Below are 21,153 nucleotides of genomic sequence, written 5' to 3'. Positions count from 1 at the left end.
CTTCACCTAACCATTAACAACCATTACACAATTGTAATCTTAAATTCAGTTTCCGTTCATTCGTTTGTTCGTAAGTTCCTCTCATCGAAACACGAGAGGAAACTTCCATGAAAAAGTTCGTCACCATTCTTCTGGCAGCCACCGTTCTTGCAGCACCGATGGCGCAGGCCCAGAGCCGCCACGATGATCGCCACCGCGGAGTCCAGGTCGAGCGTCACATCACCACCAAGAAGGTCATCGTCAAGAAGCATCGCTGGGATCGCGGCCAGCGCCTGTCCGCCCGTGATCGCCGCCATGTCGTAGACCGCCGCGACTACCGCCGTTACCACCTCGCAGAACCGCGTCGCGACCAGCGCTGGGTGCGCGTCGACAATCAGTTTCTGCTCATCAACGCCGTCAGCGGCCTGATCGTCGGCCTCGCCGCCGCCCGCTAATTCAAGTCTGGCAAAGAAAAGCAAAAGGCCCGCTCGCGCGGGCCTTTTGTCATTATCGTTTCAGCCGATCAGAAGCTGTCTGCACCGCTGCCCCAGGGGCCATGCGGCTTGTCCACACCGTCGGTGCGTTCGAAGCCGTGGGCGCCGAAGAAGTCGCGCTGCGCCTGGATGAGGTTCGCGCTGCCGCGGCCGCGGCGATAGGCGTCGAAATAGCCGAGTGCCGAAGCCAGCGCCGAAACCGGCAAGCCGGAGAGCACGGCGTAGGAAACCACCCTGCGCAGCGGCGCGTCGGTGTCCTTGACGATGGCGGAGAATGCCGGCGTCACGATAAGGTTGGCCACATGCGGATCCTTGGTGAAGGCCGAGGTGATCTCATCGAGGAATTCCGAGCGGATGATGCAGCCGGCGCGCCAGATGCGGGCAATCGTGGGCATCGGCAGGTTCCAGTTGAACTCCTTGGAGGCGGCCGACATGATGGCGAAGCCCTGCGCGTAGGCACCGACCTTGGCGGCCAGAAGCGCGTTTTCCAGATCGGCGATGAAGGCCTTCTTGTCAGCCGGTGCAGGCGCAACGCTCGGCAGGCCAAAAATCTTCTCGGCAGCTTCGCGCTCGTCCTTCTGCGACGACAGGATACGGGCAGCCACGGCCGCCTCGATGGCGGTTGCGGCGACGCCCATGTTCTGGGCTTCGATGACCGACCACTTGCCGGTGCCCTTCTGGCCGGCCTTGTCGAGGATCAGATCGACCATCGGCTTACCGGTGATCGGATCGGCGGCGCGCAGAACCTTCTCGGTGATTTCGATCAGGTAGGAGTTGAGGCGGCCCTTGTTCCATTCGCCAAAGACATCGGCGATTTCGGCGGCACTCATCTTCAGACCGTCACGCAGGATGCCATAGATTTCGGCGATCATCTGCATGTCGGCATATTCGATGCCGTTATGGATCGTCTTGACGAAGTGGCCAGCGCCGTCATTGCCGAGCCATGCCACGCACGGATCGTCATTATACTTGGCGGAGATGGACGTCAGAACCTTCTCGACGCGCTTCCAGCTCTCCTCGGTGCCGCCGACCATGATCGACGGTCCGTGGCGCGCACCTTCTTCACCACCGGAAACGCCCATGCCGATGAAGGTCAAGCCACTATCCTTCAGATTGTCGAAGCGGCGGATCGTATCGCGGAAGTTCGCATTGCCGGCGTCGATCATGATGTCGCCGTTGGCCAGATGCGGCTTCAGGATTTCCATCTGCTGGTCAACAGGGTCGCCCGCCTTGATCATGATGATGATCGGGCGAGGAGGACGAATGGCGGCAACGAATTCCTCGATGGTTTCGCAAGGGATCAGCTGTCCCTGCAATGCCCCGGCTTCAGCGTAGAATTTTTTCGTCGCTTCAGGGGTTCGGTTGAATACGGCGATCTTGTTGCCTTTTTCGGCGATGTTGAGCGCCAGGTTCGAGCCCATGACGCCGAGACCGATCAAACCGATTTCTGCCTGTTCCACGGATGTGCCTCCATCTTGCTTTTAGGTGGTCGTGTTGTGGCACCGTAATCACCAAACGGCAAGGCTGAGGGCGACTGAAACGATTAAATTTTGATGGTGCAAATCAGCTTTGCATATTTGCGAGAGTATGAGCTGTACCGGGATTGTGCTGCACGCCGCTTCAGGACGAAGGCTGAGGGCGGTCGTCACCATCCTCGATTACCCTCCAGGCCGCGCCGTCCATATCCTCGTACTGGCCTGACCTGACCGACCAGAGGAAGGCGAAAAGCCCAAGCGCGCCCAGGAACAGCGCGACCGGAATGAGATAGATGAGCATGTTCATGCCAGTTGCGCTCCCTCACCCGCAAAGTCTGTTTTCACGTCCTCCCGGAGACGGACGGTTTCAGCCGCACCGGCAAGGCGCAACGCATTGGCGACGACGATCAGCGACGATGTCGACATGGCAATCGCCGCGATCATGGGCGTTGCGTAACCAGCGATCGCGATTGGCACGGCGATGATGTTGTAGCCTATGGCCAGCGCAAAGTTCTGCCTGATGAGCCGGCCGGCCTGCTGTGATGTCGCGAGCGCGAAAGGCACGGCGTCGAGGTTCTCCTGCATGAACACGAAATCAGCAGCCTGCCGGCCGATATCGGCGGCAGTGGCAGGCGCCATCGATACGTGGGCGGCAGCAAGCGCCGGCGCATCGTTGATGCCGTCGCCGACCATCAGCACCCGGCGGCCCTCGCCTGCAAGCCGGGCGCAGCGCGCCGCCTTGTCTTTGGGCGAAAGGTCCGCGCGCCAGTTGCCGATGCCCAGCCGCTGCGCCATGGCACTGACGGCGGCGGCCCGGTCTCCCGAAACGATTTCCTGAGTAAAGGCACGGGCCGCCAAGTTGCGCAACGCCGCAGCAGCGCCAGCGCGGGGATTATCCTCGAAGCCGAAGCTCGCCAGATGCCGGCCATCGAGAGACAGCACCACTTCCGACCGCGCATCGCCCTCGTCTATCGACATATCATCCGGGCAGGCGAAACGACGATTGCCGAGCCGGTAGATGCCCGCCTCCGTTTCGGCCTCGACGCCCGACCCTGGAATTTCGCGCACGACATCAAATGCCGGCATGGCACCGCGATAGGCGGCGTGCAGCGCCTTGGAGAGCGGATGGCGCGAATGGGCTGCAAGCCCCGCGGCAATTGCCATGGTCTCAGGCTTCACATTCCTGGTCTCGACCAGTTTGGGCTTGCCCACCGTCAACGTACCGGTTTTGTCGAAAAGCACGGTGTCTATTTCGGCCAAGCGCTCCATGGCGGAACCTTCCTTGACCATGATGCCGTGCCGGAAGAGCCTTCCTGCGGCAACCACCTGTACGACGGGAACGGCAAGGCCGAGCGCGCAAGGGCAGGTGATGATGAGAACCGCGATGGCGATCAGCATTGCCTGTTTCCAGTCGCCGCCAAGGAAACCCCAGCCGAGAAATGTCACCAGCGCGAGAAGATGCACGACGGGCGAATAATAGCTCGCGGCCCGGTCGGCGATGCGACGGTAACGCGCGCGCCCGCCTTCGGCCGCCTCCATCAGGCCGATGACCTCCGACAGGAAAGAGTCTCTGGCAGTGGCCGTCACCCGCGCCACAAGCGAACCGGTGAGATTGAGTGTCCCCGCCTGCAGGCTGTCGCCCGCGGCAACGCGGCGCGGTGCGCTTTCGCCGTTGACGATGGACATGTCGAGGTCGCTGCTGCCGCTTTCAACCACGGCGTCCACCGCCACCCGGTCCCCTGGCGCAATCGAAATCGACATTCCCGGCTGGATATCCGAGAGCGGGCGATATTCTCGTATGCCGCTCTCACCCAGCACGGTCGCACCGCGCGGCGAAAGGCGGGCGAGCCCGGCGATGGCCGAGCGCGCCTTGTCGCGCATGATATGGTCCAGCGTGCGTCCGATCAGCAGGAAGAACAGCAGCGACACGGTCGCATCGAACCACGCATGTTCGCCGTGATGAATCGTTTCCCACAGAGAAACGGCGTAGGACAGCGTGATGGCGAGCGCTATCGGCACATCCATATTGGTGCGGCCATGTTTCAGCGCATTCCACGCCGATTGATAAAAGAAACGACCGCCATAGATCAGCGCCGGTGCGGCAATCATCGCCGAAATCCAGTGGAACATGTCACGCGTCGCTGCATCCGCCCCAGACCAGACGGAGACCGAGAGCAGCATGATGTTGGCGGAGGCAAAGCCGCAAAGCGCCACGGCCCTGATCAGCTGCGAGCGCAAGGCGTCCGAAGCATCCTGCCCACTGGCGAAAAGATGCGTACGATATCCCGTCGCAAGGATGGCGCGCGCAATCTCGGCGGGATCGGTCCTGACGCCATTGATCTCTTCCCTCCAGACGACCGCCACCCGTTTCAATGACAGGTTCACCCGCGCCCGCTCGACTTGCGGCAGGTGGCGAAGCGCGGTCTCGATGGTGGTGATGCAGGCGCCGCAATATACATCCGGCACGCTGAGGTCAGTCTGGCGTAGTCCCTGCCCCAGATCGCGGCTCGCCAGCATCAGCTCTTCCGACGATGGCGGATTGACGGGCTCGCCCAGCTGCAACGACCCTTCCGTTCCCGGTGCGCAACAGCTCATTTGCGCCCCCTGACGACGGCGATCCGCGTACCCTCATGCACGATGATCCGGCCATCCTTGACGGCTGTCACTTCCACGATCCACTGGCCCGGCAGCATGTCGTGGGCGGCCGTGAAGACACCCGTCGAAACCGGGGTGAGTTCCATGTCGAAATTCTGGCTCTCACCCACGGGCCGGCGGAAATGCGCCGTCACCGTATCCGTGTCGACCGGCCCCGTATCGGGATGAAAAACCTCGTAACGCACGGTGTTCTCGTCAACCATGAGCTTGCCCCTGATGCCGGTCGCGGCCCTTGCCTTGGCGGCCTCCGCCTTGGCGTTGAACTGCTGGCTGGCGACATAGGTGTTGGGCACGACAAGCCCGCTCCAGCTGTGGACCGCGTTCCAGGCCATGATCATGTTGACGGTGATGACCGTGCCGAAGAACAACACCATGACGCCGAGCATGTGCCAGCCGGTGAATGTGAAACCGGAGGCGCGTTGATTGTTCACTGTCATTTTTTCACTCCGGGAGCATTAAAAACCGCATCGTATCTGGCCGTTTCGTGGCCAGCCGTATCGCTGACGATAAATTCGAAATTCTCCGCCGTCCGCGAAATATCCTCGCCCGGAAGGGTGACGAAGACCTTGAGTGTTGTCGCCTCGTCCGGTTCCACCGTCACCTCGAAGGCACGGGCGGCATTATCGGCCATGCCATTGATCTTCATCACCGCATTCGGAAGACCACCGATGGTCAGGCTCATTACGCGCGGCTGCGGCACCATGTTGAGAATGCGCACGGTATAGCCGTTGCGGATCGAGCCGTTCGATTCCAGGACATATTGAGGATTGCGGTCATGCAGGACGTTGAGCGCCAGCCGCTCGCGCGTCACCAGCGCAAACAGCATACCGATGCCAACGGCAGCCCAGATAGCCGTATAGAGCAGCGTACGTGGCCGGAAGATGATACGCCAGTTAAAGTGGCGCACACGATTGCTGAAGCTGCCATCCTCCTTGCGCACCTTGTCGGGACGGATCGCGTGCTGGCCATTGCCGGTCGCCAGCGCCATGTTGGATTGATATTCAGCAAGCGTCGCATAAGCGATCAGCCCACGCGGCTTGCCGATCTTGTCCATCACGCCGTCACAGGCATCGATACAGAGGGCGCAGGTGATGCATTCCAGCTGCTGTCCGTCCCTGATGTCGATGCCCATGGGACAGACCGCCACACAGGCATTGCAATCGACGCAGTCGCCAACGCTCTCCCCCGCGGCCGCGGCCTTTTTAGCGTGCCGCGAGCGCGGCTCGCCCCGCCAGTCATTATAGGTGACGACAAGCGAATTCTCATCCAGCATCGCCGCCTGAATACGCGGCCAGGGACACATATAGGTGCAGACCTGCTCCCGCATCAGCCCGCCAAAAACATAGGTGGTGGCGGTCAGGATCGCGACGGTGGTGTAAGCGATCACAGGCGCTTCACCGGTCAGGAACTCTCTCGCCAGAGTCGGCGCATCGGCAAAATAGAAAATCCAGGCACCACCCGTCAGAACGCCGATCACCAGCCAGATCGAATGCTTCAGCACCCGCTTGCGCAATTTGGCAAACGTATAGGACGCCGCATCCAGTTTCATGCGCGCATTTCTGTCGCCCTCGATCGCCCTTTCGACGACCAGAAACAGATCCACCCAGACGGTCTGCGGACAGGTATAACCGCACCAGGCACGCCCGACCGCTGATGTGACGAGGAACAGCCCCAGCCCCGCCATCACCAGCAGGCCCGCCACGAAGAAGAACTCCTGCGGCCAGATCTCGATGAAGAAGAAATAAAAGCGTCGGTTGGCGATATCGATCAACACCGCCTGATCGGGTGCATAGGGTCCACGATCCCAGCGAAGGAACGGCGTCAGATAATAAATGCCAAGCGTGATCAGCATCACCAGCCATTTGAACCGCCGGAACCGGCCCTCGGCGCGCTTGGGGAAAATCTTCTTGCGCGCTTCATAGAGCGGTTTGCGCGTTTTCGCGGAATTGACGGCTTCCGCCTCCAGCCTTTCAACAGGCTGTTGCGGGCGATCCTGTCCGGCGCGATAGATGTTCATGATAGGAGTCCATTTTTATCTCCTTGCTTTCTCCCATCTCCGCGGTGAAACATCCTTGACTTACATCAAGTGAAGACAAAGTGGCGCAGTCAGAGGAACCAGCCCACCCGGGGGAGGACAAGATGCCTGTCATGCAATCGAGAATCATTCATCTGTCTGTCGAAAGACCGTGGGCGGAGGTCTACGACTTCGCCGCCGCTCCGGAACACATGCCCCGCTGGGCTGCCGGACTTGCGGGCGGCCTCAAGCCCGATGGTGAAGACTGGATCGCCGAAGGCGGGCCGCTGGGTGAAGTGCGCGTCAATTTTGCGCCCCGCAACGAATTTGGCGTCATCGACCATGTGGTGACATTGCCCGACGGCCTGAAGGTCTATAACGCGCTCAGGGTCACCCCGAATGGCAGCGGCACGGAAGTCAGCTTCACATTGCTTCGTCTTGAGGGCATGACGGATGAGGACTTCGAGCAGGACGCCAAGGCCGTCACGGCCGATCTGCAAACCCTGAAACAACTGCTCGAAGCGAACTGAGGGAGTGAGTGATGACGGAAAATATCGATGACAGACGGATCGACTATGTCGAATTCAACGTCGTTGACATCGAGCGTAGCAAAGAATTCTACGGCGGCGCGTTCGGTTGGACCTTCAAGGACTACGGTCCGCAATATTGCGAGTTTTCCGACGGCCGCCTGACGGGCGGCTTCACCACCACGGCGCCGGTTTCGGCCAAGGGCGGACCGCTCGTCATTCTCTATGCCGCCGATCTCGAGGATGTGCAGCGGCGTGTCGAAGCCGCCGGCGGCCAGATCAGCGTCGCGATTTTCGCCTTTCCTGGCGGCCGACGTTTTCATTTCACCGATCCGGATGGATACGAACTGGCCGTCTGGTCGAAAAACTGATCGGCAGGAATCCGCCATGACTTTGACAACGCCGCCTTTTTCGTTGATCGGGATCGATCATATCGTCTTCATCGTCGACGACATGGTGCGGGCACTCGATTTTTACCGGAACGTGCTGGGCTGTACTGATGGTTACTCTTACCCTGCTCTCGGGATGGAACAGGTCTGGTGCGGCAATGCCCTGATCGTGCTTTGGGATGTCACGCACCCCGGTGGCACAAAGGCTGCTCCGCCCGTCGCCGGTGGACGTAATGTCGATCACATCTGCATCGCGACCGGTCCTTTGAACCACGATGCGCTTCGCGCCCATCTGGCGAAATTCAACGTCACGATAGAACAGGAAGCCTTTCACGGCGGCGCGCGGGGGATGGGACACTCGTTCTATTTCCGTGATCCCTTCGGCAACAAGATCGAGTTGAAGGGACCCGCCGAATATCCGGATGGACGGGCCGAAAACGCCTGATCCGAACGAAAAAAGGGCGCCACAGCGGCGCCCTTCCTTACATTCCGAGTGCTTCACTCGCCGCCACCCAGCGAGTGAACGAAGATGGCCAGCTGCTTGACCGTCGTGTCGCCAAGACGTTCGCCCCAGGCAGGCATCACCCCGTGTTTCGGCGTGCGTATCTGCGCAACAATCCCCTCTTCGCCATGGGCCTTCAGCCAGATCGCATCGGCAAGATTGGGCGCGCCGAACTCGCGGTTGCCCTTGGCGTCTTCGCCGTGGCACGAGGCACAATTGTCGGCAAAGAGCTGTTTGCCGGGTTCGACAAGCGCCGGATTGGAGGGCGTTCCCGTCAGGCTCACGACATAGGCCGCAACCTCGCGGATTTCATCCGACTTCAGAATATCGCCGAAAGCCGGCATTTCCGACAGACGCGTGTCAGGATCATCGGCAAAACGGATGCCGTGCTTTACCGTCGTATAGATATCGTCGACGCTGCCGCCCCACATCCAGTCGTCATCATTGAGGTTGGGATATCCCTGCCCGCCCTCGGCACCCGAACCGTGGCACTGGATGCAATTGACCTTGAATGCGGCCGCGCCGCCGGAAAGGGCGAATTGCCTCAGTGTCGGGTCTGCCTGGATGTCCGCAAGCGACGAACTGGCGATCTTGTCGACGAAAACGCTCTGCGACTGTTTTGCAGCAGCAAGATCGGCAGCGATCTCGCCGCGGCTGTTCCAGCCGAGGACGCCCTGCGTCGCGCCTGAGATCAGCGGCCATGCCGGATAGGCGATGGTGTAGCCGATAGCCCAGAGGATCGTGAAGTAGAAGGTCCATACCCACCAGCGCGGCATGGGGTTGTTCAGCTCGCGGATACCGTCCCACTCATGGCCGGTGGTTTCAACGCCGCTGATTTTATCGATGTGTTTTTCGGACATGTTCAGTCCTCCCTGAGCGGAATGCTGGCCGCATCGTCCGCGGCCCTTTTCGAGCCGGGGCGAAGCGTGAAGATGACGACGCCGGCAAAGAACAGGGTCATGGCAAGCAGGCCCCAGCTGTCGGCGAAATGGCGCATGGCCGTGTAGGTTTCCATCGTTTCGCCCCCTCACCGATATCCGGCGGCATCGTCATAGGTCGAGAAATCGACCAGCGTGCCGAGCATCTGCAGATAGGCGACCAGCGCATCCATTTCGGTAAGCTTGGCCGGATCGCCATCGAAATCGCCGACCTTCGCCTTCGGGTAACGCGCCAGAAGCTCGCTCGTATCGGCATTCGGATCAGCCTGCGCCTTCATGTCGGCACCCGCCTTTTCGATCATCTCGTCGCTATAGGGAACGCCGACCGCGCGGTTTGCCTTCAGCTCCATGCCGACATCCGTCACCTTCAGTGCCGTCGTCTTAAGGAACGCGTAGGACGGCATGATCGATTCCGGCACCACCGAGCGCGGATCGGCGAGGTGCTGCACATGCCATTCGTTCGAATAGCGATCACCAACGCGCGCAAGGTCTGGCCCTGTGCGCTTGGAACCCCACTGGAACGGATGGTCGTACATGGATTCTGCCGCCAGACTGTAGTGCCCGTAACGCTCCACCTCGTCGCGGAACGGACGGATCATCTGGCTGTGGCAGACGTAACATCCCTCGCGGATGTAGATGTTGCGGCCGGCCAGCTCAAGCGGCGTGTAAGGCCGCATGCCTTCCACCTTCTCGATGGTGTTTTCGAGGTAGAAGAGCGGCGCGATTTCCACGATGCCGCCGATCGAAACGACCAGCAACGAGCCGACCAGAAGCAAGGTGGCGTTACGTTCGATGACGCCGTGTTTGTCGAGTATGGACATCGGCCCCTCCTATTCAGCTGGCTGCAGCGAAGGAGCCGCGGCCTTGCTGGCGCCCTCCTCGCGTTGATGACCGAGGATGGTCATGGTGACGTTGTAGGCCATGATCAGCGCGCCGCTGAGGAACATCAGGCCGCCGAGTGCACGCATCACGTAGTAAGGGAACAGCGCTGCGACCGATTCCGCGAAGGAATAGACGAGGAAGCCCTGGGTATCGTATTCGCGCCACATCAGCGCCTGCTGGATGCCGGCCACCCACATGACGGCGGCGTAGATCACGATGCCGATCGTAGCGAGCCAGAAGTGCCAGTTGACCAGTTGCAGGCTGTAGAGACGCTCCCTGCCCCAAAGTTTTGGCGTCAGGTAATAGATCGCACCGAAGGTGATCATGCCGTTCCAGCCGAGTGCGCCTGAGTGCACATGGCCGATGGTCCAGTCGGTATAATGGCTGAGCGAGTTGACGGCCTTGATCGACATCATCGGGCCTTCGAAGGTGGCCATGCCGTAGAAGGCGACCGCCATTACCATCATACGAACGATGGGGTCTGTACGGATCTTGTCCCATGCACCCGAAAGCGTCATCAGGCCATTGATCATGCCGCCCCATGAGGGCATCCACAACATGATCGAGAACACCATGCCCAGCGTCTGCGCCCAGTCAGGCAGAGCCGTGTAATGCAGGTGGTGCGGGCCGGCCCAGATATACATGAAGATCAGCGCCCAGAAGTGGATGATCGACAGGCGGTAGGAATAGACCGGGCGGTTCACCTGCTTTGGGATGAAATAATACATCATGCCGAGGAAGCCGGCCGTCAGGAAGAAGCCTACGGCGTTATGGCCGTACCACCATTGCGTCAGCGCATCCTGCACGCCCGAAAAAGCCGAGTAGCTCTTGACGCCAAGAAACGAGACGGGAATGGCGAGGTTGTTGACGATATGCAGCATGGCAATCGTCACGATGAAGCTAAGGTAGAACCAGTTGGCGACATAGATATGCGGCTCCCTGCGCTTCAGAATGGTGCCGAGGAATGCCAGGAGATAGGCGACCCAGACGATGGTCAGCCAGATATCGACGTACCACTCCGGCTCCGCATATTCGCGCCCTTGCGTAATGCCGAGCAGATAGCCCGTGGCGGCCATGACGATGAACAGGTTATAGCCCCAGAACACGAACCAGCCGAGATTGCCGCCGAACAGACGCGCACGACAGGTTCTCTGCACGACATAGAAGGAGGTCGCGATCAACGCATTTCCCCCGAAAGCGAAGATCACCGCCGAGGTGTGCAGCGGCCGCATGCGGCCGAAATTAAAATAGGGTGCGATGTTGAGATCGGGGAATGCAAGCTGCAACGCGACGACCACCCCCACCAGAAAGCCGACGACACCCCAGAACACGGTGGCAACCACACCGTATTTCACAACCTCGTCGAAATATTCGGCATTGCGACGGGCGCGCACGGCCGGATCGACAGGCGCAAAGGAGACACGGCGCAAAAGAAGCACCGTGCTGACCAGCAGTGTAAAGAACAGCACCCACATATGGGCGGCGAAAAGACTGTCATGGGCAAAGGCTGCCCCGAGCAACGCGAGAAAGGCCCCGAGGGCCACGATCGCGGTTTCTAACGTGTAATTCATTGTTGGTTTCCCCCAACGTGCAAGCCGACCGACGAAAGGCACGGCATGCGCCTGGGAGAGCGAACGTGTACCTTTGCGTCGGTTGGAGCATTGCCACCGGGAGTGGAACACCACCTTGATCCAGATCAAGAACGCAGGGTATTGCAGCTGCGGCTCTCAGGGTCGAAGGCAGGGTCTGGCAGATCTATAGGGAAGTGCTGCGGCTCGTCTCCGACGGCCATCAGCCCTTCATCTTGAGGGGCAACCCGGCCGCGACGAAATAGACCTCGCCTGCAACGGCAGCCACCCGTTGATGAAGCCTGCCGGCATGATCCCGGAATTCCCGGGCCATTCGATTTTCCGGAACGATGCCGAGCCCGACCTCGTTGGAAACGAGGATCAGCTTTGCCTGCGCTGCCGCAAGGGCAGCTTCGAGATGCACAAAGGCCATCTCGATATCGGCCTGCTCCATCATCAGATTCGTCAGCCATAAGGTCAGGCAATCGATGAGGATGACGTTTTCCGGATCGTCCAGCTTTTGCAAGACGCCGACAATGTCGACCGGAGCTTCATGGGTCGTCCATTCCGCACCGCGCTGTTCCTGGTGGCGGGTGATACGGTCCCGCATCTCGTCGTCCCATGCACGGCCGGTCGCCAGATAGTGCAGCCGTCCGCCAGACTGGCCGGCAAGCTCTTCGGCAAAACGCGACTTGCCGGAGCGCGCGCCGCCAAGAATGAAAACGGAGCGGTTTATATCAGCCATGGGAAACCTGAACGGAGAAAATGGGGGACCGGTGCCAATGTGTTGCCGCAAGCCAGAAAGGAACGGACATGAAGGGAACGATTCGTAGAAAAGGCGTCCCCCGGTTGTTCATGCCGCGCGGTCGCTGATACCGGACCGGAGATGCAAAACCTGCCAGCAGGATGCTGGACATTCAAGCACTGCACTTCCGGATGCCGGCAACACCGGTCCACATAAAAAGCTAGGTGCGAAAGACGGTCCTGTCAATCGGCTGCCATCGACGGCGGAATTCACACGGAACCGGTACGCAAAAACCTGACCCGGAACCGGCAGACCTGTCGTCCGCAACGGGATTGATAATGCGACTTGGTTACCGGACCGTTAGCAAAAACCAGATGATGGGACCGCGATGCCGGTGGAGAAAACCCCGTAGTGGCGAGCGCCGCCATTGCCTTGCCATCGCCTTCAAATCAATATGCTTTCGAAGATTCGCAAACAGCAAGGTGCCCTGCCCGTGATGACCGTCATGGACTACATCTCTATCATCGTTTTCATCCTGCTATGGGCGGTCTACACCCATGTGACGACGGGAACACGGCTGTTTTCACGCGCCAGCCTGAACCAGGCCATGGCTGAGCGGCGGCGAAACTGGATCATGAATTCGCTGAAGCGTGATCTCAAGATGATCGATACGCAGATCATGGCGGGTTTGCAGAACGGAACCGCCTTTTTCGCCTCCACCTCGATTTTCGCCATCGGTGGATGTTTCGCCCTTCTGGGGGCAACCGATCAGGTCGAATCGGTGTTTCGCGACATGCCTTTCGTCCATTATGCGGGGCGCACGGCCTTCGAACTGAAGGTCATCGGACTCACCTGTCTTTTCGGATATTCCTTCTTCAAGTTCGGGTGGTCCTACCGACTGTTCAATTATTGCACGATCCTGTTCGGCGCTATTCCCATGGTCCACGATGTCGGGGCCGACCGCGACGCGGCGGAACGCGCGGCCGAAAATGTCATAAAAATGAACATTATTGCTGCCAAGAACTTCAATGACGGCCTGCGGACCATCTTTCTGTCCATTGGCTATCTCGGCTGGTTCATCAGCCCTTATGTTTTCATCGCGAGCACTGTCATCATCATTGTCGCCTTGCTGCGACGCCAATTCTTCTCCGAGGCACGACGCGCCATCATGGATGAAAACGGGCCTTGAAATAGCCGCACTTCAGGGGCCAAGCCCAGTCTGATACCGGCCTCCCCAAAAGCTGAAAAACGGAAATCATGCAAACAGACGCAGCCACCAACGAACCACGCCGCAAAGGCCGCATCGGCGGGCTGGACACACTGCGCGGCATCGCACTCATTGCGATGGCATCTTATCATTTCACCTGGAATCTCGAATATTTTGGCTATATCGAGCCTGGAACTGCGACGACCGGCCTGTGGAAGCTCTATGCGCGCGGTATCGCCACCTCGTTCCTGTTCCTTGCCGGTTTCAGCCTGTTTCTCGCGCACGAAAGGGGCATAAACTGGCCTTCCTTCGGCAAGAGGTTCGCAATGGTGGCGGGGTCGGCGCTGCTCATTACGATTGCGACTTATGTCGCGTTTCCCGACAGTTTCATTTTCTTCGGCATATTGCATAACATCGCCGCAGCAAGCCTCGTCGGCCTGCTGTTCCTGCGGGCCCCGGCCGCCGTGACGTTACTCGCCGCGGCTGCCGCTTTCATTCTGCCGCAATATGTCCAATCCGAACTGTTCAACGTCAAATGGCTGGCATGGATAGGATTTTCAACCTTTCCGCCGCGCTCCAACGATTATGTGCCGCTGCTGCCGTGGCTTGCGCCCTTTCTTGGCGGTCTTGCCGTCTCCCAGTTCGTCACGCCGCGCGGCTGGCTGGACCGTTTTCGTGAGCCCAGTTCGCCACGCAATATCGTCGCCAGCGCCGGGCGGCATAGCCTCGCCTTCTACCTCATCCACCAGCCGGTGCTGATCGGTATCGTTTACGTCCTGTCCCTCATCGCGCCGCCGCCGCCCGTCGATCAGGTGGAGCTTTACAAATCGAGCTGCGAGAAAAGCTGCGTCGAGCAGGCCAACGGCTTGGAACTCTGCCAGCGTTTCTGCGGCTGCACGCTCGAAAAGATTCAGGCGGAAAGTCTGTTCGACATCATGATGGAAGGCAAACTCAGCCCCGATCAGCAGACGAAGGTCAGCGAGGTAGCGCAACAGTGCACGGTCGAGGCGCAGTAGGGAAAAAGCACTCGACGCCATCCTCGGGCCTGGGCCCGAGGATCCATCGACGTCGCTGCTGGCCCTCGGATCCAGACCGAGGGTGACGAAGGAGAGGTCTTGACTCTAAAAGTGCGCTTCAGCGCGACTGGCAGGGTCCCCGTTCAAGTCCCTACGCCGATCTCGGCAAGACGTGTCAGACAGGCTTCTTCGACATTGTCGAGCTCCGCCAGCGTCTCTTCGATGTCTTTGCGCTTCTGCCGCAATTCGGCGCGCTTTTCATCGACCTTCTTCATCAGCAGCACGAGCTGACCCGACTCGCCCGGCGGCTCTTTATAAACATGGATGATTTCGCGGATTTCGGAGATGGTAAAACCGATACGGCGACCGCGAAGGATTTCCTGAATGAGGCGACGGTCAGCAGCCCTGAAAAGCCGGGTGCGCCCGCGACGCTCCGGGTGAATCAGCCCCTCATCCTCGTAAAATCTTAAGGTACGGGTCGATACACCGAATTCGCGTGTCAGCTCGGTTATGCTATAATACTTGTCCAAGGGCCTATCCGATTCATCACCGGGCGATATTATTTGACCTTAACGTAAAAGTCAATTTTCGCCCGCTCGTTAGCCCGAGATTCCGTACCACCACGTTGCGATGCCGAGGAATGCAAAAAAGCCGACAATATCGGTGACGGCAGTGACAAACACGGCGGACGAGACAGCTGGGTCCGCCCCGCACTTGTCGAGCACAAGCGGGATCAGAATGCCTGCCAGCGCTGCTGCCAGCATGTTCAGACACATGGCTGTGGCGATAATGCCGCCTATATGGATATCCTGGAACCAGATGCCGGCAACGATGCCGATGGCGCAGCCAAACAGCATGCCATTCAAGATGCCCACGCCGGCCTCACGCCTGATGATGCGGGCGGCGTTGTGGATATCGAGGCTTTTGGTGGCAAGCGCGCGGACCGAAACGGTCATGGTCTGGGAACCCGCATTACCGCCCATGCCGGCGACTGCGGGCATAAGGATCGCCAGCGCAACGATCTGCTGGATCGTCGCATCGAAAAGGCTGATGACGGATGCGGAGAGAAAGGCAGTGATGAGGTTGACGGCGAGCCACGGCACACGCGAGCGCGATGTGCTGGCGATCGAGTCCGAGAGTTCTTCATCACCCACGCCGCCAAGGCGCAGCAGGTCTTCTTCGGCCTCTTCCTGAATGACGTCGACCACGTCATCGATGGTAAGAACGCCGACCAGCCGGCCGTTATTGTCCACCACGGCGGCGGAGAGCAAGTCGTACTGCTCGAAAAGCTGCGCCGCCTCTTCCTGGTCCATCTCGGCTGGAATGGAGTGGTTAGTCTCGTGCATGATCGTTTCGATCTTCACCTGACGTTTGGCGCGCAGCACGCGGTCAAGATCGAGCGCCCCGACAAGCTTGAATGTCGGGTCGATCACGAAAATCTGGGAAAAGGATTCCGGCAGCTCCTCCTCTTCCCGCAGGTAATCGATGGTCTGCCCCACCGTCCAGAAGGGCGGTACAGCCACGAACTCGGTCTGCATGCGGCGACCGGCAGAGCTCTCCGGGTAATCCAGCGCGCGCATCAGTCGGACGCGCTCGGTGAACGGCAGTTGTGAGAGGATATCCTCGCGATCTTCGTCGTCGAGGTCCTCGAGAATGTAGACCGCGTCGTCCGAATCGAGCTCGCCGATACCGGCGGCAATCTGCTCGTTCGACATCTGGTCGACGATATCGAGACGGATGCCCTCATCCACCTCGGTCAGCGCCGTCATGTCGAAATCTGAACCCAGCAGCCTGACCAGCGCGTGGCGCTGCTCCGGCAGGATCGATTCGAGCACGTCGCCGAGTTCAGATTCATGCAGCCGCGCGACATTCTTGCGCAAGAACAGCAGGTCTCGATCGGCAATCGCCGCACCAACCATCGTCAGGAAATCGGAACGGACGGAGCCATCCTCGGCGTAGATATCGGAGAGCGCTTCTGTCGGCTTTACATCCTCGGGCGCGACAGGATCGTCGTCACGGTCTGTCATATGGCGTCCCCTCGTACTCAAATGCCGCAGTGCACGGATGCCGAGGCAGAATGGCGTTTAAAAGCATATTGTCAACAACCGGATAGGCGCAAAAACAAAGCTCGCGCCAGCGCGGCAAAACATTCATACGTCAAACCTCTTCCCGCCGTCGAGCGCGCAGTCGCGGCCGACGGCTTATACACAATCCCAGGTATTTACACCGGTTAATTTACGACAACGCCGGCCACCTTTACGTCGTTCCACCGTCTCCTGGAGACCCCGATTTAAGGGCGTGGGTGCATTGCACAATTATGCATTGACACAGCGCCGGGTTGAGCGCTTCTGGACGCGCTTTTGACAAATGGCAAACCGCGCGGCAGGCGCTTCAAGATTGGTCCGGGACAGCAGAATCATGAGCAAGAAGGGTTTCATCGGCAAGGCATCGAATGCTGCAGGCGGTTGGGGTGCTTTGAAAAGTGTAGGCAAACGCCTGCTCGAATCCGGAGCGCCGATTTCCGGCGCACGAACGCTGTTGAAAACCAACCAGCCGGATGGGTTTGACTGCCCAGGCTGCGCCTGGGGTGACCCGGAGCATGGATCGTCTTTCGAGTTCTGCGAAAACGGTGTCAAAGCCGTTTCCTGGGAGGCGACGGAAGCGCGGGTACCCCCGGACTTCTTCGCCAGCCACACCGTGTCGGCGCTGCGCGGCTGGTCGGACTACGATCTGGAAAAGCAGGGCCGCCTCACCCATCCCATGCGCTTTGACCGGGCAAGCGACCGATATCTGCCCGTGTCATGGGAGGAGGCCTTCACCGAAATCGGCGGCATCCTCAAGGGTCTCGACAGCCCGGACCGCGCTGAGTTCTATACGTCAGGCCGCGCCTCCAACGAGGCGGCATTTCTCTATCAATTGATGGTGCGTCTTTACGGGACCAATAATTTTCCCGACTGCTCGAACATGTGTCACGAAGCCAGCGGCGTCGGCCTGAAAGACGCCATCGGTGTCGGCAAGGGCACGGTGCTGCTCGAGGATTTCGAAAAGACAGATGCCATTTTTGTCATCGGCCAAAATCCGGGCACGAACCATCCAAGGATGCTGGGTGACCTGCGGCGCGCAGCCCTTCGCGGCGCCCGCATCGCCGTCTTCAACCCTATCCGGGAAAAGGGGCTGGAGCGCTTTGCCGACCCGCAGGACAAGATCGAGATGATCACCGGCGGCAGCACCAAAATCGCGACCAATTATTATCAGCCGCGCCAGGGGGGCGACATGGCTGCGGTGCGCGGCATGAGCAAGGCGGTCTTTGCTGCCGACGAAGCTGCAAGGGCGGCCGGCAAGCCTGCGATCATCGATTATGCCTTCCTTGCCGAACACACGGCGCAATTTGAAGATTATCGCGCTGCCGTCGAAGCTACGAGCTGGGAGAGCATCCTCGACCAGTCCGGGCTGACGCGCGAGCAGATCGAGGAGGCCGCCTCCATCTACATGGAAGCCGGTTCCGTCATCGCCACCTGGGCCATGGGGGTTACCCAACACCGCCACTCGGTTCTCATCGTGCGAGAAATCGCAAACTTCATGTTGCTGCGCGGCAATGTCGGACGCCCAGGCGCGGGTCTTTGCCCCGTGCGCGGTCACTCCAACGTGCAGGGCGACCGCACGGTCGGCATCGATGAGAAAGCGCCGCCGGCCCTCCTTGACGCGCTTGAGAAGGAACTCGGCGTGCCCATGCCACGTCGGCGGGGCCACAATACCGTCGAGGCCGTCTCGGCAATGCTGGATGGCAAGGCTCAGGCCTTTATCGCGCTCGGTGGAAATTTCATGCGGGCGACCCCTGATAGTCCGCTGATCGTCAAGGCCTTCGAAAATCAGAAGCTCACGGTCAACATCGCCACCAAGCTTAACCATTCACATCTGGTTCCGGGCGAAACCTCATTCATTCTGCCCTGCCTCGGACGGACGGAAATCGACCGCAACTCGTCAGGACGAGCGCAGATCGTCACGGTCGAGGATTCCATGAGTATGGTTCACGGTTCCGGCGGCATCAACTCACCCGCCTCCGAGGCACTCCGGTCGGAAGTCGCCATCATCGCGGGTATTGCCGAGGCGACGCTCGGCAATACGGCAGTCGACTGGAAGGCGCTTGCCGACGACTACGACCTCATTCGCGACATGATCGAGCGGGTCATTCCCGGCTTTGACAACTTCAATGAACGCGTCCGCGTGCCGCGCGGCTTCCACCTGCGTAACGCGGCGGCGGAGCGTGAATGGAACACACCAGCGAACAAGGCCACCTTCTATAGCGGCCCTCTGCCCGAACAGACAGAACATCAAAAGGCGCTCACGCGCGACAATCTCTTTGTGCTGCAGACCCTGCGGAGCCATGATCAATATAACACCACGATCTATGGCATGGATGACCGTTATCGCGGCGTCTACGGCGATCGCCAGGTCCTCTTCATGAACCCGGCTGATATGGAAGCGCTCGGCGCCCATTCGCGCCAGCGCGTCGACGTGATCGGTGAATACGGCGATGGCATGGAGCGAATTGCGCGGAATTTCCGGTTGGTGCCCTATAACATCCCGAAGGGCAGCATTGGCGGATACTATCCGGAACTGAATGTGCTGGTTCCGTTGTCGAGCTATGGCGAAGGCAGTTTCACGCCGACATCGAAATCGGTGCTGGTCTCGGTTCGCCTCCTGTCGGACGCTAAATAATGGATGGACCGCAATCCGCCGCCGCATTCATGGCGGCAGTGGAACGGGTCCAGGAATGCTCGCCACAGCCGCTCTCGGCGACGGGTGCAGCAATCCTTCTGGCGGTTCATCTGAACATTGCCGCGGACAGCCGCAGCATTGCTAGGCAGTTTGGTCTTGCGCATGCGATTGTTCTGCGCGAAATCACGCTCCTGTCGCCGCGTTTCGTGTACGTGACAAAGCGCGACGCGCGAACGCAGCGCAGCTTTCTGGAGACAACGGCGGAAGGACAGGCGCTCGCCGCCTCATCTGCAAGCCTGTGACGTGAACGGAGTACCCCTTTGGCACCAAGGCCTATCCTTGCCTATCCCCATGCGGGCCTGTCCCACATCTGCGCGCCGGTCACGGCGTTTGATGAGCACTTGCAGGCGCTTGTAACGGATTTAGTCGACACGATGCGAGCAGCGCCCGGTGTCGGCATCACCGCCGCCCACATCGGCGCCGAGCAGCGCGTTTTCGTGCTGGAACTGACACCTGGAACGGTGCTCACCTACATCAACGCCGAAATCCTCAGCCGCTCGCCGCAGACCATAAGGCATGTAGAGGGAAGCGTTTCCATGCCGGGCTTTACGGAAGAGGTGGAGCGACCGGCCGAAATCGAGGTGCGGTTTCAGGACATTTCGGGCGCGGAACATCGGCAGGCCGCGACGGGCTTTCACGCCGTCTGCATCCAGCACGAGATCGACCAGCTCGATGGCATTTTTTGGCTGAAACGCCTCTCGAAACTCAAGCGCGACCGGCTCGTGAAGAAATGGGAAAAATCACGAAAAGCCTGATCGTCAGCCCGTTACGGACACTGCGAATTCCGCATCGCCCTTCAGCGTATTGCTGACGGTGCAGATCTCCTCGGCCAGATGAGCAATGGCGTTGCGTTTTTCCGTATCGAGGTCACCGTGGACCTTGATGCCAATGTCGAAACGGATGATGCGATACGGCTCCTCGGCCGATTTTTCGCCTGTGACCTCAACGACAACCCCGTCAAAGCGCTCCAGAAAACCCAGCCGGCTGGCGGCGATCCGGGCGCTCAGCGCAAGACACGCGGCAAGTGATGAATAAAGAAGGTCGATCGGATTGAAGCCGGGCTCGGACACCCCGGTCACGATATCGATGCGGCCGCCCGTGACAGTGGAAACGGACGGGCGGCCTAGCCGCGCCACCTCCGCTCTCGCCTCAACGGGCCGCAACTTTACCTTCCCACCATCCGCCATTCAGCAAGTCCTAATTTAATCGCGCGCAATCGAACATGTGGAACAAAAACCTATCTCGCGCTTTTTATCCGCACAACGGTAGTGAACGTTGAAACCTTTATTTTACAGGGAGCTGGGACATATGGTTACATCTACGCTCGTCAGCATTCTGATCACCTTCCTGGTGATCGTGCTCGTCTTGTGGCTTATCGCGCGCCTGCCGGTCGGCGGTGGAGCGAAACAGATCGCACAGGTGATCGTCATCATCATCGGCATTATTTCGCTGCTGAAATATCTCGCCGTCTTTTGATGTCCCGGTGCATTGCAGACGAAGAAAGGCGGCGAAAGCCGCCTCTTTTTATGGGCTGAATTCAGGAGCTACGTCCTACTGTCGAGGCTCAAAATGAAAGTCCTTTCGCAGCGAAATATCCCTAACGCTGCCAATGCCCAGAAAAGGCGTGTTTTCGGCGTCGAAAATCGCCCTGCCCTTTGCGACGACCCAACGCTTGGAACCATCCGGCAGATTGACCTTGTAGCGCTGGTCGAAAAAAACGCCGGTCGTGATGCTATCGAATATGGCTTTCGCCACCGCATCGCGCATCTCGATGTCGATCCTTTCGAGGATCGCTTCGATCGTCACCCCGCGTGAGGCAACCGGCTCGGCAAAACCGTGACATTCCGCGGTGATCTTATCCATGATCAGCCGGTTGTCGGTAATGCTCCACATGAAATAACCAAGCGCATCGTCTGAATCCGCTTTATCCCCTGGCACGAAAACCCCCAAGCCACGTTCCCCGAGCAAAAGCTAACATTAGAC

The 21,153-nt window shown here is 59.5% G+C and carries 24 protein-coding genes; 10 read left to right on the top strand and 14 right to left on the bottom strand.

Going from position 1 to position 21,153, the window contains the following annotated elements:
* Window positions 1–107 precede the first annotated feature (107 nt).
* A complete protein-coding gene (locus FS804_RS01965; protein WP_063948964.1) occupies window positions 108–434 on the top strand; it encodes an RcnB family protein in 327 nt (108 codons plus the stop codon).
* A gap of 68 nt (window positions 435–502) precedes the next feature.
* On the opposite strand, the gene gndA is transcribed toward FS804_RS01965, so the two are convergent.
* From gndA to ccoG, 5 genes are all read right to left on the bottom strand, one after another.
* Entirely contained in the window at window positions 503–1,933 is a 1,431-nt protein-coding gene (gndA, locus tag FS804_RS01960; RefSeq protein ID WP_063948963.1) for an NADP-dependent phosphogluconate dehydrogenase, read from the bottom strand.
* 160 nt (window positions 1,934–2,093) lie between these two features.
* A complete protein-coding gene (gene ccoS / locus FS804_RS01955; protein ID WP_144574217.1) occupies window positions 2,094–2,255 on the bottom strand; it encodes a cbb3-type cytochrome oxidase assembly protein CcoS in 162 nt (53 codons plus the stop codon).
* Window positions 2,252–4,543 (bottom strand): cation-translocating P-type ATPase, encoded by a 2,292-nt coding sequence (locus tag FS804_RS01950; protein ID WP_144574215.1) that lies wholly within the window; start codon window positions 4,541–4,543, stop codon window positions 2,252–2,254. The genes ccoS and FS804_RS01950 overlap by 4 nt, the downstream gene beginning before the upstream one ends.
* Window positions 4,540–5,040 carry a FixH family protein gene (locus tag FS804_RS01945; protein WP_063948961.1) on the bottom strand — a complete coding sequence of 167 codons (501 nt, stop codon included), beginning with the start codon at window positions 5,038–5,040 and terminating at the stop codon, window positions 4,540–4,542. Before FS804_RS01945 ends, FS804_RS01950 begins: the two co-directional genes overlap by 4 nt.
* Complete coding sequence (ccoG, locus tag FS804_RS01940; RefSeq protein WP_144574214.1) at window positions 5,037–6,620, bottom strand: cytochrome c oxidase accessory protein CcoG; 1,584 nt, start codon at window positions 6,618–6,620, stop codon at window positions 5,037–5,039. The genes FS804_RS01945 and ccoG overlap by 4 nt, the downstream gene beginning before the upstream one ends.
* Before the next feature lie 122 nt (window positions 6,621–6,742).
* Here ccoG and FS804_RS01935 point away from each other — a divergent pair, with 122 nt between their 5' ends.
* From FS804_RS01935 to FS804_RS01925, 3 genes are read left to right on the top strand one after another with little or no spacing between them, the layout of a single operon-like run.
* The gene (locus tag FS804_RS01935) at window positions 6,743–7,147 is read left to right on the top strand and encodes a hypothetical protein (RefSeq protein WP_063948959.1); all 405 of its coding nucleotides are present in this window, start codon (window positions 6,743–6,745) and stop codon (window positions 7,145–7,147) included.
* Between the two features lie 11 nt (window positions 7,148–7,158).
* On the top strand, window positions 7,159–7,515 hold the full coding sequence (locus FS804_RS01930; RefSeq protein ID WP_144574212.1) for a VOC family protein: 357 nt from the start codon (window positions 7,159–7,161) through the stop codon (window positions 7,513–7,515).
* Window positions 7,516–7,531: 16 nt separating this feature from the next.
* Entirely contained in the window at window positions 7,532–7,978 is a 447-nt protein-coding gene (locus tag FS804_RS01925; RefSeq protein ID WP_063948957.1) for a VOC family protein, read from the top strand.
* A 53-nt stretch (window positions 7,979–8,031) separates the two neighbouring features.
* On the opposite strand, the gene ccoP is transcribed toward FS804_RS01925, so the two are convergent.
* The 5 genes from ccoP to cobU form a co-directional block, all read right to left on the bottom strand.
* On the bottom strand, window positions 8,032–8,895 hold the full coding sequence (ccoP, locus tag FS804_RS01920; protein WP_144574209.1) for a cytochrome-c oxidase, cbb3-type subunit III: 864 nt from the start codon (window positions 8,893–8,895) through the stop codon (window positions 8,032–8,034).
* A gap of 2 nt (window positions 8,896–8,897) precedes the next feature.
* Complete coding sequence (locus FS804_RS01915) at window positions 8,898–9,050, bottom strand: CcoQ/FixQ family Cbb3-type cytochrome c oxidase assembly chaperone (protein ID WP_004441852.1); 153 nt, start codon at window positions 9,048–9,050, stop codon at window positions 8,898–8,900.
* A gap of 12 nt (window positions 9,051–9,062) precedes the next feature.
* Window positions 9,063–9,794, bottom strand: a complete 732-nt coding sequence (gene ccoO, locus FS804_RS01910) for a cytochrome-c oxidase, cbb3-type subunit II (RefSeq protein ID WP_144574207.1) — start codon at window positions 9,792–9,794, stop codon at window positions 9,063–9,065.
* Window positions 9,795–9,803: 9 nt separating this feature from the next.
* On the bottom strand, window positions 9,804–11,426 hold the full coding sequence (gene ccoN / locus FS804_RS01905; RefSeq protein WP_144574206.1) for a cytochrome-c oxidase, cbb3-type subunit I: 1,623 nt from the start codon (window positions 11,424–11,426) through the stop codon (window positions 9,804–9,806).
* A 220-nt stretch (window positions 11,427–11,646) separates the two neighbouring features.
* Entirely contained in the window at window positions 11,647–12,168 is a 522-nt protein-coding gene (cobU, locus tag FS804_RS01900; RefSeq protein WP_144574204.1) for a bifunctional adenosylcobinamide kinase/adenosylcobinamide-phosphate guanylyltransferase, read from the bottom strand.
* Between the two features lie 496 nt (window positions 12,169–12,664).
* Between cobU and FS804_RS01895 the strand changes: the two genes are divergently transcribed.
* A complete protein-coding gene (locus FS804_RS01895; protein ID WP_063949128.1) occupies window positions 12,665–13,357 on the top strand; it encodes a DUF599 domain-containing protein in 693 nt (230 codons plus the stop codon).
* A gap of 68 nt (window positions 13,358–13,425) precedes the next feature.
* Complete coding sequence (locus tag FS804_RS01890; protein WP_144574202.1) at window positions 13,426–14,391, top strand: heparan-alpha-glucosaminide N-acetyltransferase; 966 nt, start codon at window positions 13,426–13,428, stop codon at window positions 14,389–14,391.
* A 143-nt stretch (window positions 14,392–14,534) separates the two neighbouring features.
* Here FS804_RS01890 and FS804_RS01885 read toward each other — a convergent pair whose 3' ends face one another.
* Both FS804_RS01885 and mgtE read right to left on the bottom strand, forming a co-directional pair.
* Window positions 14,535–14,921, bottom strand: a complete 387-nt coding sequence (locus FS804_RS01885; RefSeq protein WP_003524989.1) for a MerR family DNA-binding transcriptional regulator — start codon at window positions 14,919–14,921, stop codon at window positions 14,535–14,537.
* A 69-nt stretch (window positions 14,922–14,990) separates the two neighbouring features.
* The gene (gene mgtE / locus FS804_RS01880) at window positions 14,991–16,418 is read right to left on the bottom strand and encodes a magnesium transporter (protein WP_144574200.1); all 1,428 of its coding nucleotides are present in this window, start codon (window positions 16,416–16,418) and stop codon (window positions 14,991–14,993) included.
* A gap of 391 nt (window positions 16,419–16,809) precedes the next feature.
* On the opposite strand from mgtE, the gene FS804_RS01875 reads away from it, so the two are divergent.
* Genes FS804_RS01875 through FS804_RS01865 form a run of 3 tightly spaced genes read left to right on the top strand, consistent with a single transcriptional unit; the run spans window position 16,810 to window position 19,925 of the window.
* Window positions 16,810–19,110 (top strand): FdhF/YdeP family oxidoreductase, encoded by a 2,301-nt coding sequence (locus FS804_RS01875; RefSeq protein ID WP_144574198.1) that lies wholly within the window; start codon window positions 16,810–16,812, stop codon window positions 19,108–19,110.
* Window positions 19,110–19,412 carry a hypothetical protein gene (locus FS804_RS01870; RefSeq protein WP_144574196.1) on the top strand — a complete coding sequence of 101 codons (303 nt, stop codon included), beginning with the start codon at window positions 19,110–19,112 and terminating at the stop codon, window positions 19,410–19,412. The genes FS804_RS01875 and FS804_RS01870 overlap by 1 nt, the downstream gene beginning before the upstream one ends.
* A gap of 18 nt (window positions 19,413–19,430) precedes the next feature.
* The gene (locus tag FS804_RS01865; protein ID WP_144574194.1) at window positions 19,431–19,925 is read left to right on the top strand and encodes a peptide deformylase; all 495 of its coding nucleotides are present in this window, start codon (window positions 19,431–19,433) and stop codon (window positions 19,923–19,925) included.
* Between the two features lie 3 nt (window positions 19,926–19,928).
* Here the strand turns inward: FS804_RS01865 and FS804_RS01860 are convergent, their stop codons facing one another.
* Window positions 19,929–20,357: an OsmC family protein gene (locus FS804_RS01860; RefSeq protein ID WP_144574192.1), complete on the bottom strand. Its 429-nt coding sequence runs from the start codon at window positions 20,355–20,357 to the stop codon at window positions 19,929–19,931.
* A gap of 121 nt (window positions 20,358–20,478) precedes the next feature.
* Between FS804_RS01860 and FS804_RS01855 the strand changes: the two genes are divergently transcribed.
* Entirely contained in the window at window positions 20,479–20,646 is a 168-nt protein-coding gene (locus FS804_RS01855; RefSeq protein ID WP_003502827.1) for a Thivi_2564 family membrane protein, read from the top strand.
* Window positions 20,647–20,721: 75 nt separating this feature from the next.
* Here the strand turns inward: FS804_RS01855 and FS804_RS01850 are convergent, their stop codons facing one another.
* A complete protein-coding gene (locus FS804_RS01850; protein WP_063949127.1) occupies window positions 20,722–21,108 on the bottom strand; it encodes a PAS domain-containing protein in 387 nt (128 codons plus the stop codon).
* Between the last annotated feature and the right edge of the window lie 45 nt (window positions 21,109–21,153).

The organism is Agrobacterium sp. DE0009 (assembly GCF_007680755.1).
Classification (GTDB): Bacteria; Pseudomonadota; Alphaproteobacteria; order Rhizobiales; family Rhizobiaceae; genus Agrobacterium; species Agrobacterium tumefaciens_B.
This window is presented reverse-complemented; position numbering and strand designations above follow the sequence as displayed.

Excerpts from the sequence above, each read along its gene's own strand:
- FS804_RS01965 (WP_063948964.1), top strand. The coding sequence starts at position 108 with ATGAAAAAGTTCGTCACCATTCTTCTGGCAGCCACCGTTCTTGCAGCA.
- ccoS (WP_144574217.1), bottom strand. The coding sequence starts at position 2,255 with ATGAACATGCTCATCTATCTCATTCCGGTCGCGCTGTTCCTGGGCGCG.
- FS804_RS01950 (WP_144574215.1), bottom strand. The coding sequence starts at position 4,543 with ATGAGCTGTTGCGCACCGGGAACGGAAGGGTCGTTGCAGCTGGGCGAG.
- FS804_RS01945 (WP_063948961.1), bottom strand. The coding sequence starts at position 5,040 with ATGACAGTGAACAATCAACGCGCCTCCGGTTTCACATTCACCGGCTGG.
- ccoG (WP_144574214.1), bottom strand. The coding sequence starts at position 6,620 with ATGAACATCTATCGCGCCGGACAGGATCGCCCGCAACAGCCTGTTGAA.
- FS804_RS01935 (WP_063948959.1), top strand. The coding sequence starts at position 6,743 with ATGCCTGTCATGCAATCGAGAATCATTCATCTGTCTGTCGAAAGACCG.
- FS804_RS01930 (WP_144574212.1), top strand. The coding sequence starts at position 7,159 with ATGACGGAAAATATCGATGACAGACGGATCGACTATGTCGAATTCAAC.
- FS804_RS01925 (WP_063948957.1), top strand. The coding sequence starts at position 7,532 with ATGACTTTGACAACGCCGCCTTTTTCGTTGATCGGGATCGATCATATC.
- ccoP (WP_144574209.1), bottom strand. The coding sequence starts at position 8,895 with ATGTCCGAAAAACACATCGATAAAATCAGCGGCGTTGAAACCACCGGC.
- FS804_RS01915 (WP_004441852.1), bottom strand. The coding sequence starts at position 9,050 with ATGGAAACCTACACGGCCATGCGCCATTTCGCCGACAGCTGGGGCCTG.
- ccoO (WP_144574207.1), bottom strand. The coding sequence starts at position 9,794 with ATGTCCATACTCGACAAACACGGCGTCATCGAACGTAACGCCACCTTG.
- ccoN (WP_144574206.1), bottom strand. The coding sequence starts at position 11,426 with ATGAATTACACGTTAGAAACCGCGATCGTGGCCCTCGGGGCCTTTCTC.
- cobU (WP_144574204.1), bottom strand. The coding sequence starts at position 12,168 with ATGGCTGATATAAACCGCTCCGTTTTCATTCTTGGCGGCGCGCGCTCC.
- FS804_RS01895 (WP_063949128.1), top strand. The coding sequence starts at position 12,665 with ATGACCGTCATGGACTACATCTCTATCATCGTTTTCATCCTGCTATGG.
- FS804_RS01890 (WP_144574202.1), top strand. The coding sequence starts at position 13,426 with ATGCAAACAGACGCAGCCACCAACGAACCACGCCGCAAAGGCCGCATC.
- mgtE (WP_144574200.1), bottom strand. The coding sequence starts at position 16,418 with ATGACAGACCGTGACGACGATCCTGTCGCGCCCGAGGATGTAAAGCCG.
- FS804_RS01875 (WP_144574198.1), top strand. The coding sequence starts at position 16,810 with ATGAGCAAGAAGGGTTTCATCGGCAAGGCATCGAATGCTGCAGGCGGT.
- FS804_RS01870 (WP_144574196.1), top strand. The coding sequence starts at position 19,110 with ATGGATGGACCGCAATCCGCCGCCGCATTCATGGCGGCAGTGGAACGG.
- FS804_RS01860 (WP_144574192.1), bottom strand. The coding sequence starts at position 20,357 with ATGGCGGATGGTGGGAAGGTAAAGTTGCGGCCCGTTGAGGCGAGAGCG.
- FS804_RS01855 (WP_003502827.1), top strand. The coding sequence starts at position 20,479 with ATGGTTACATCTACGCTCGTCAGCATTCTGATCACCTTCCTGGTGATC.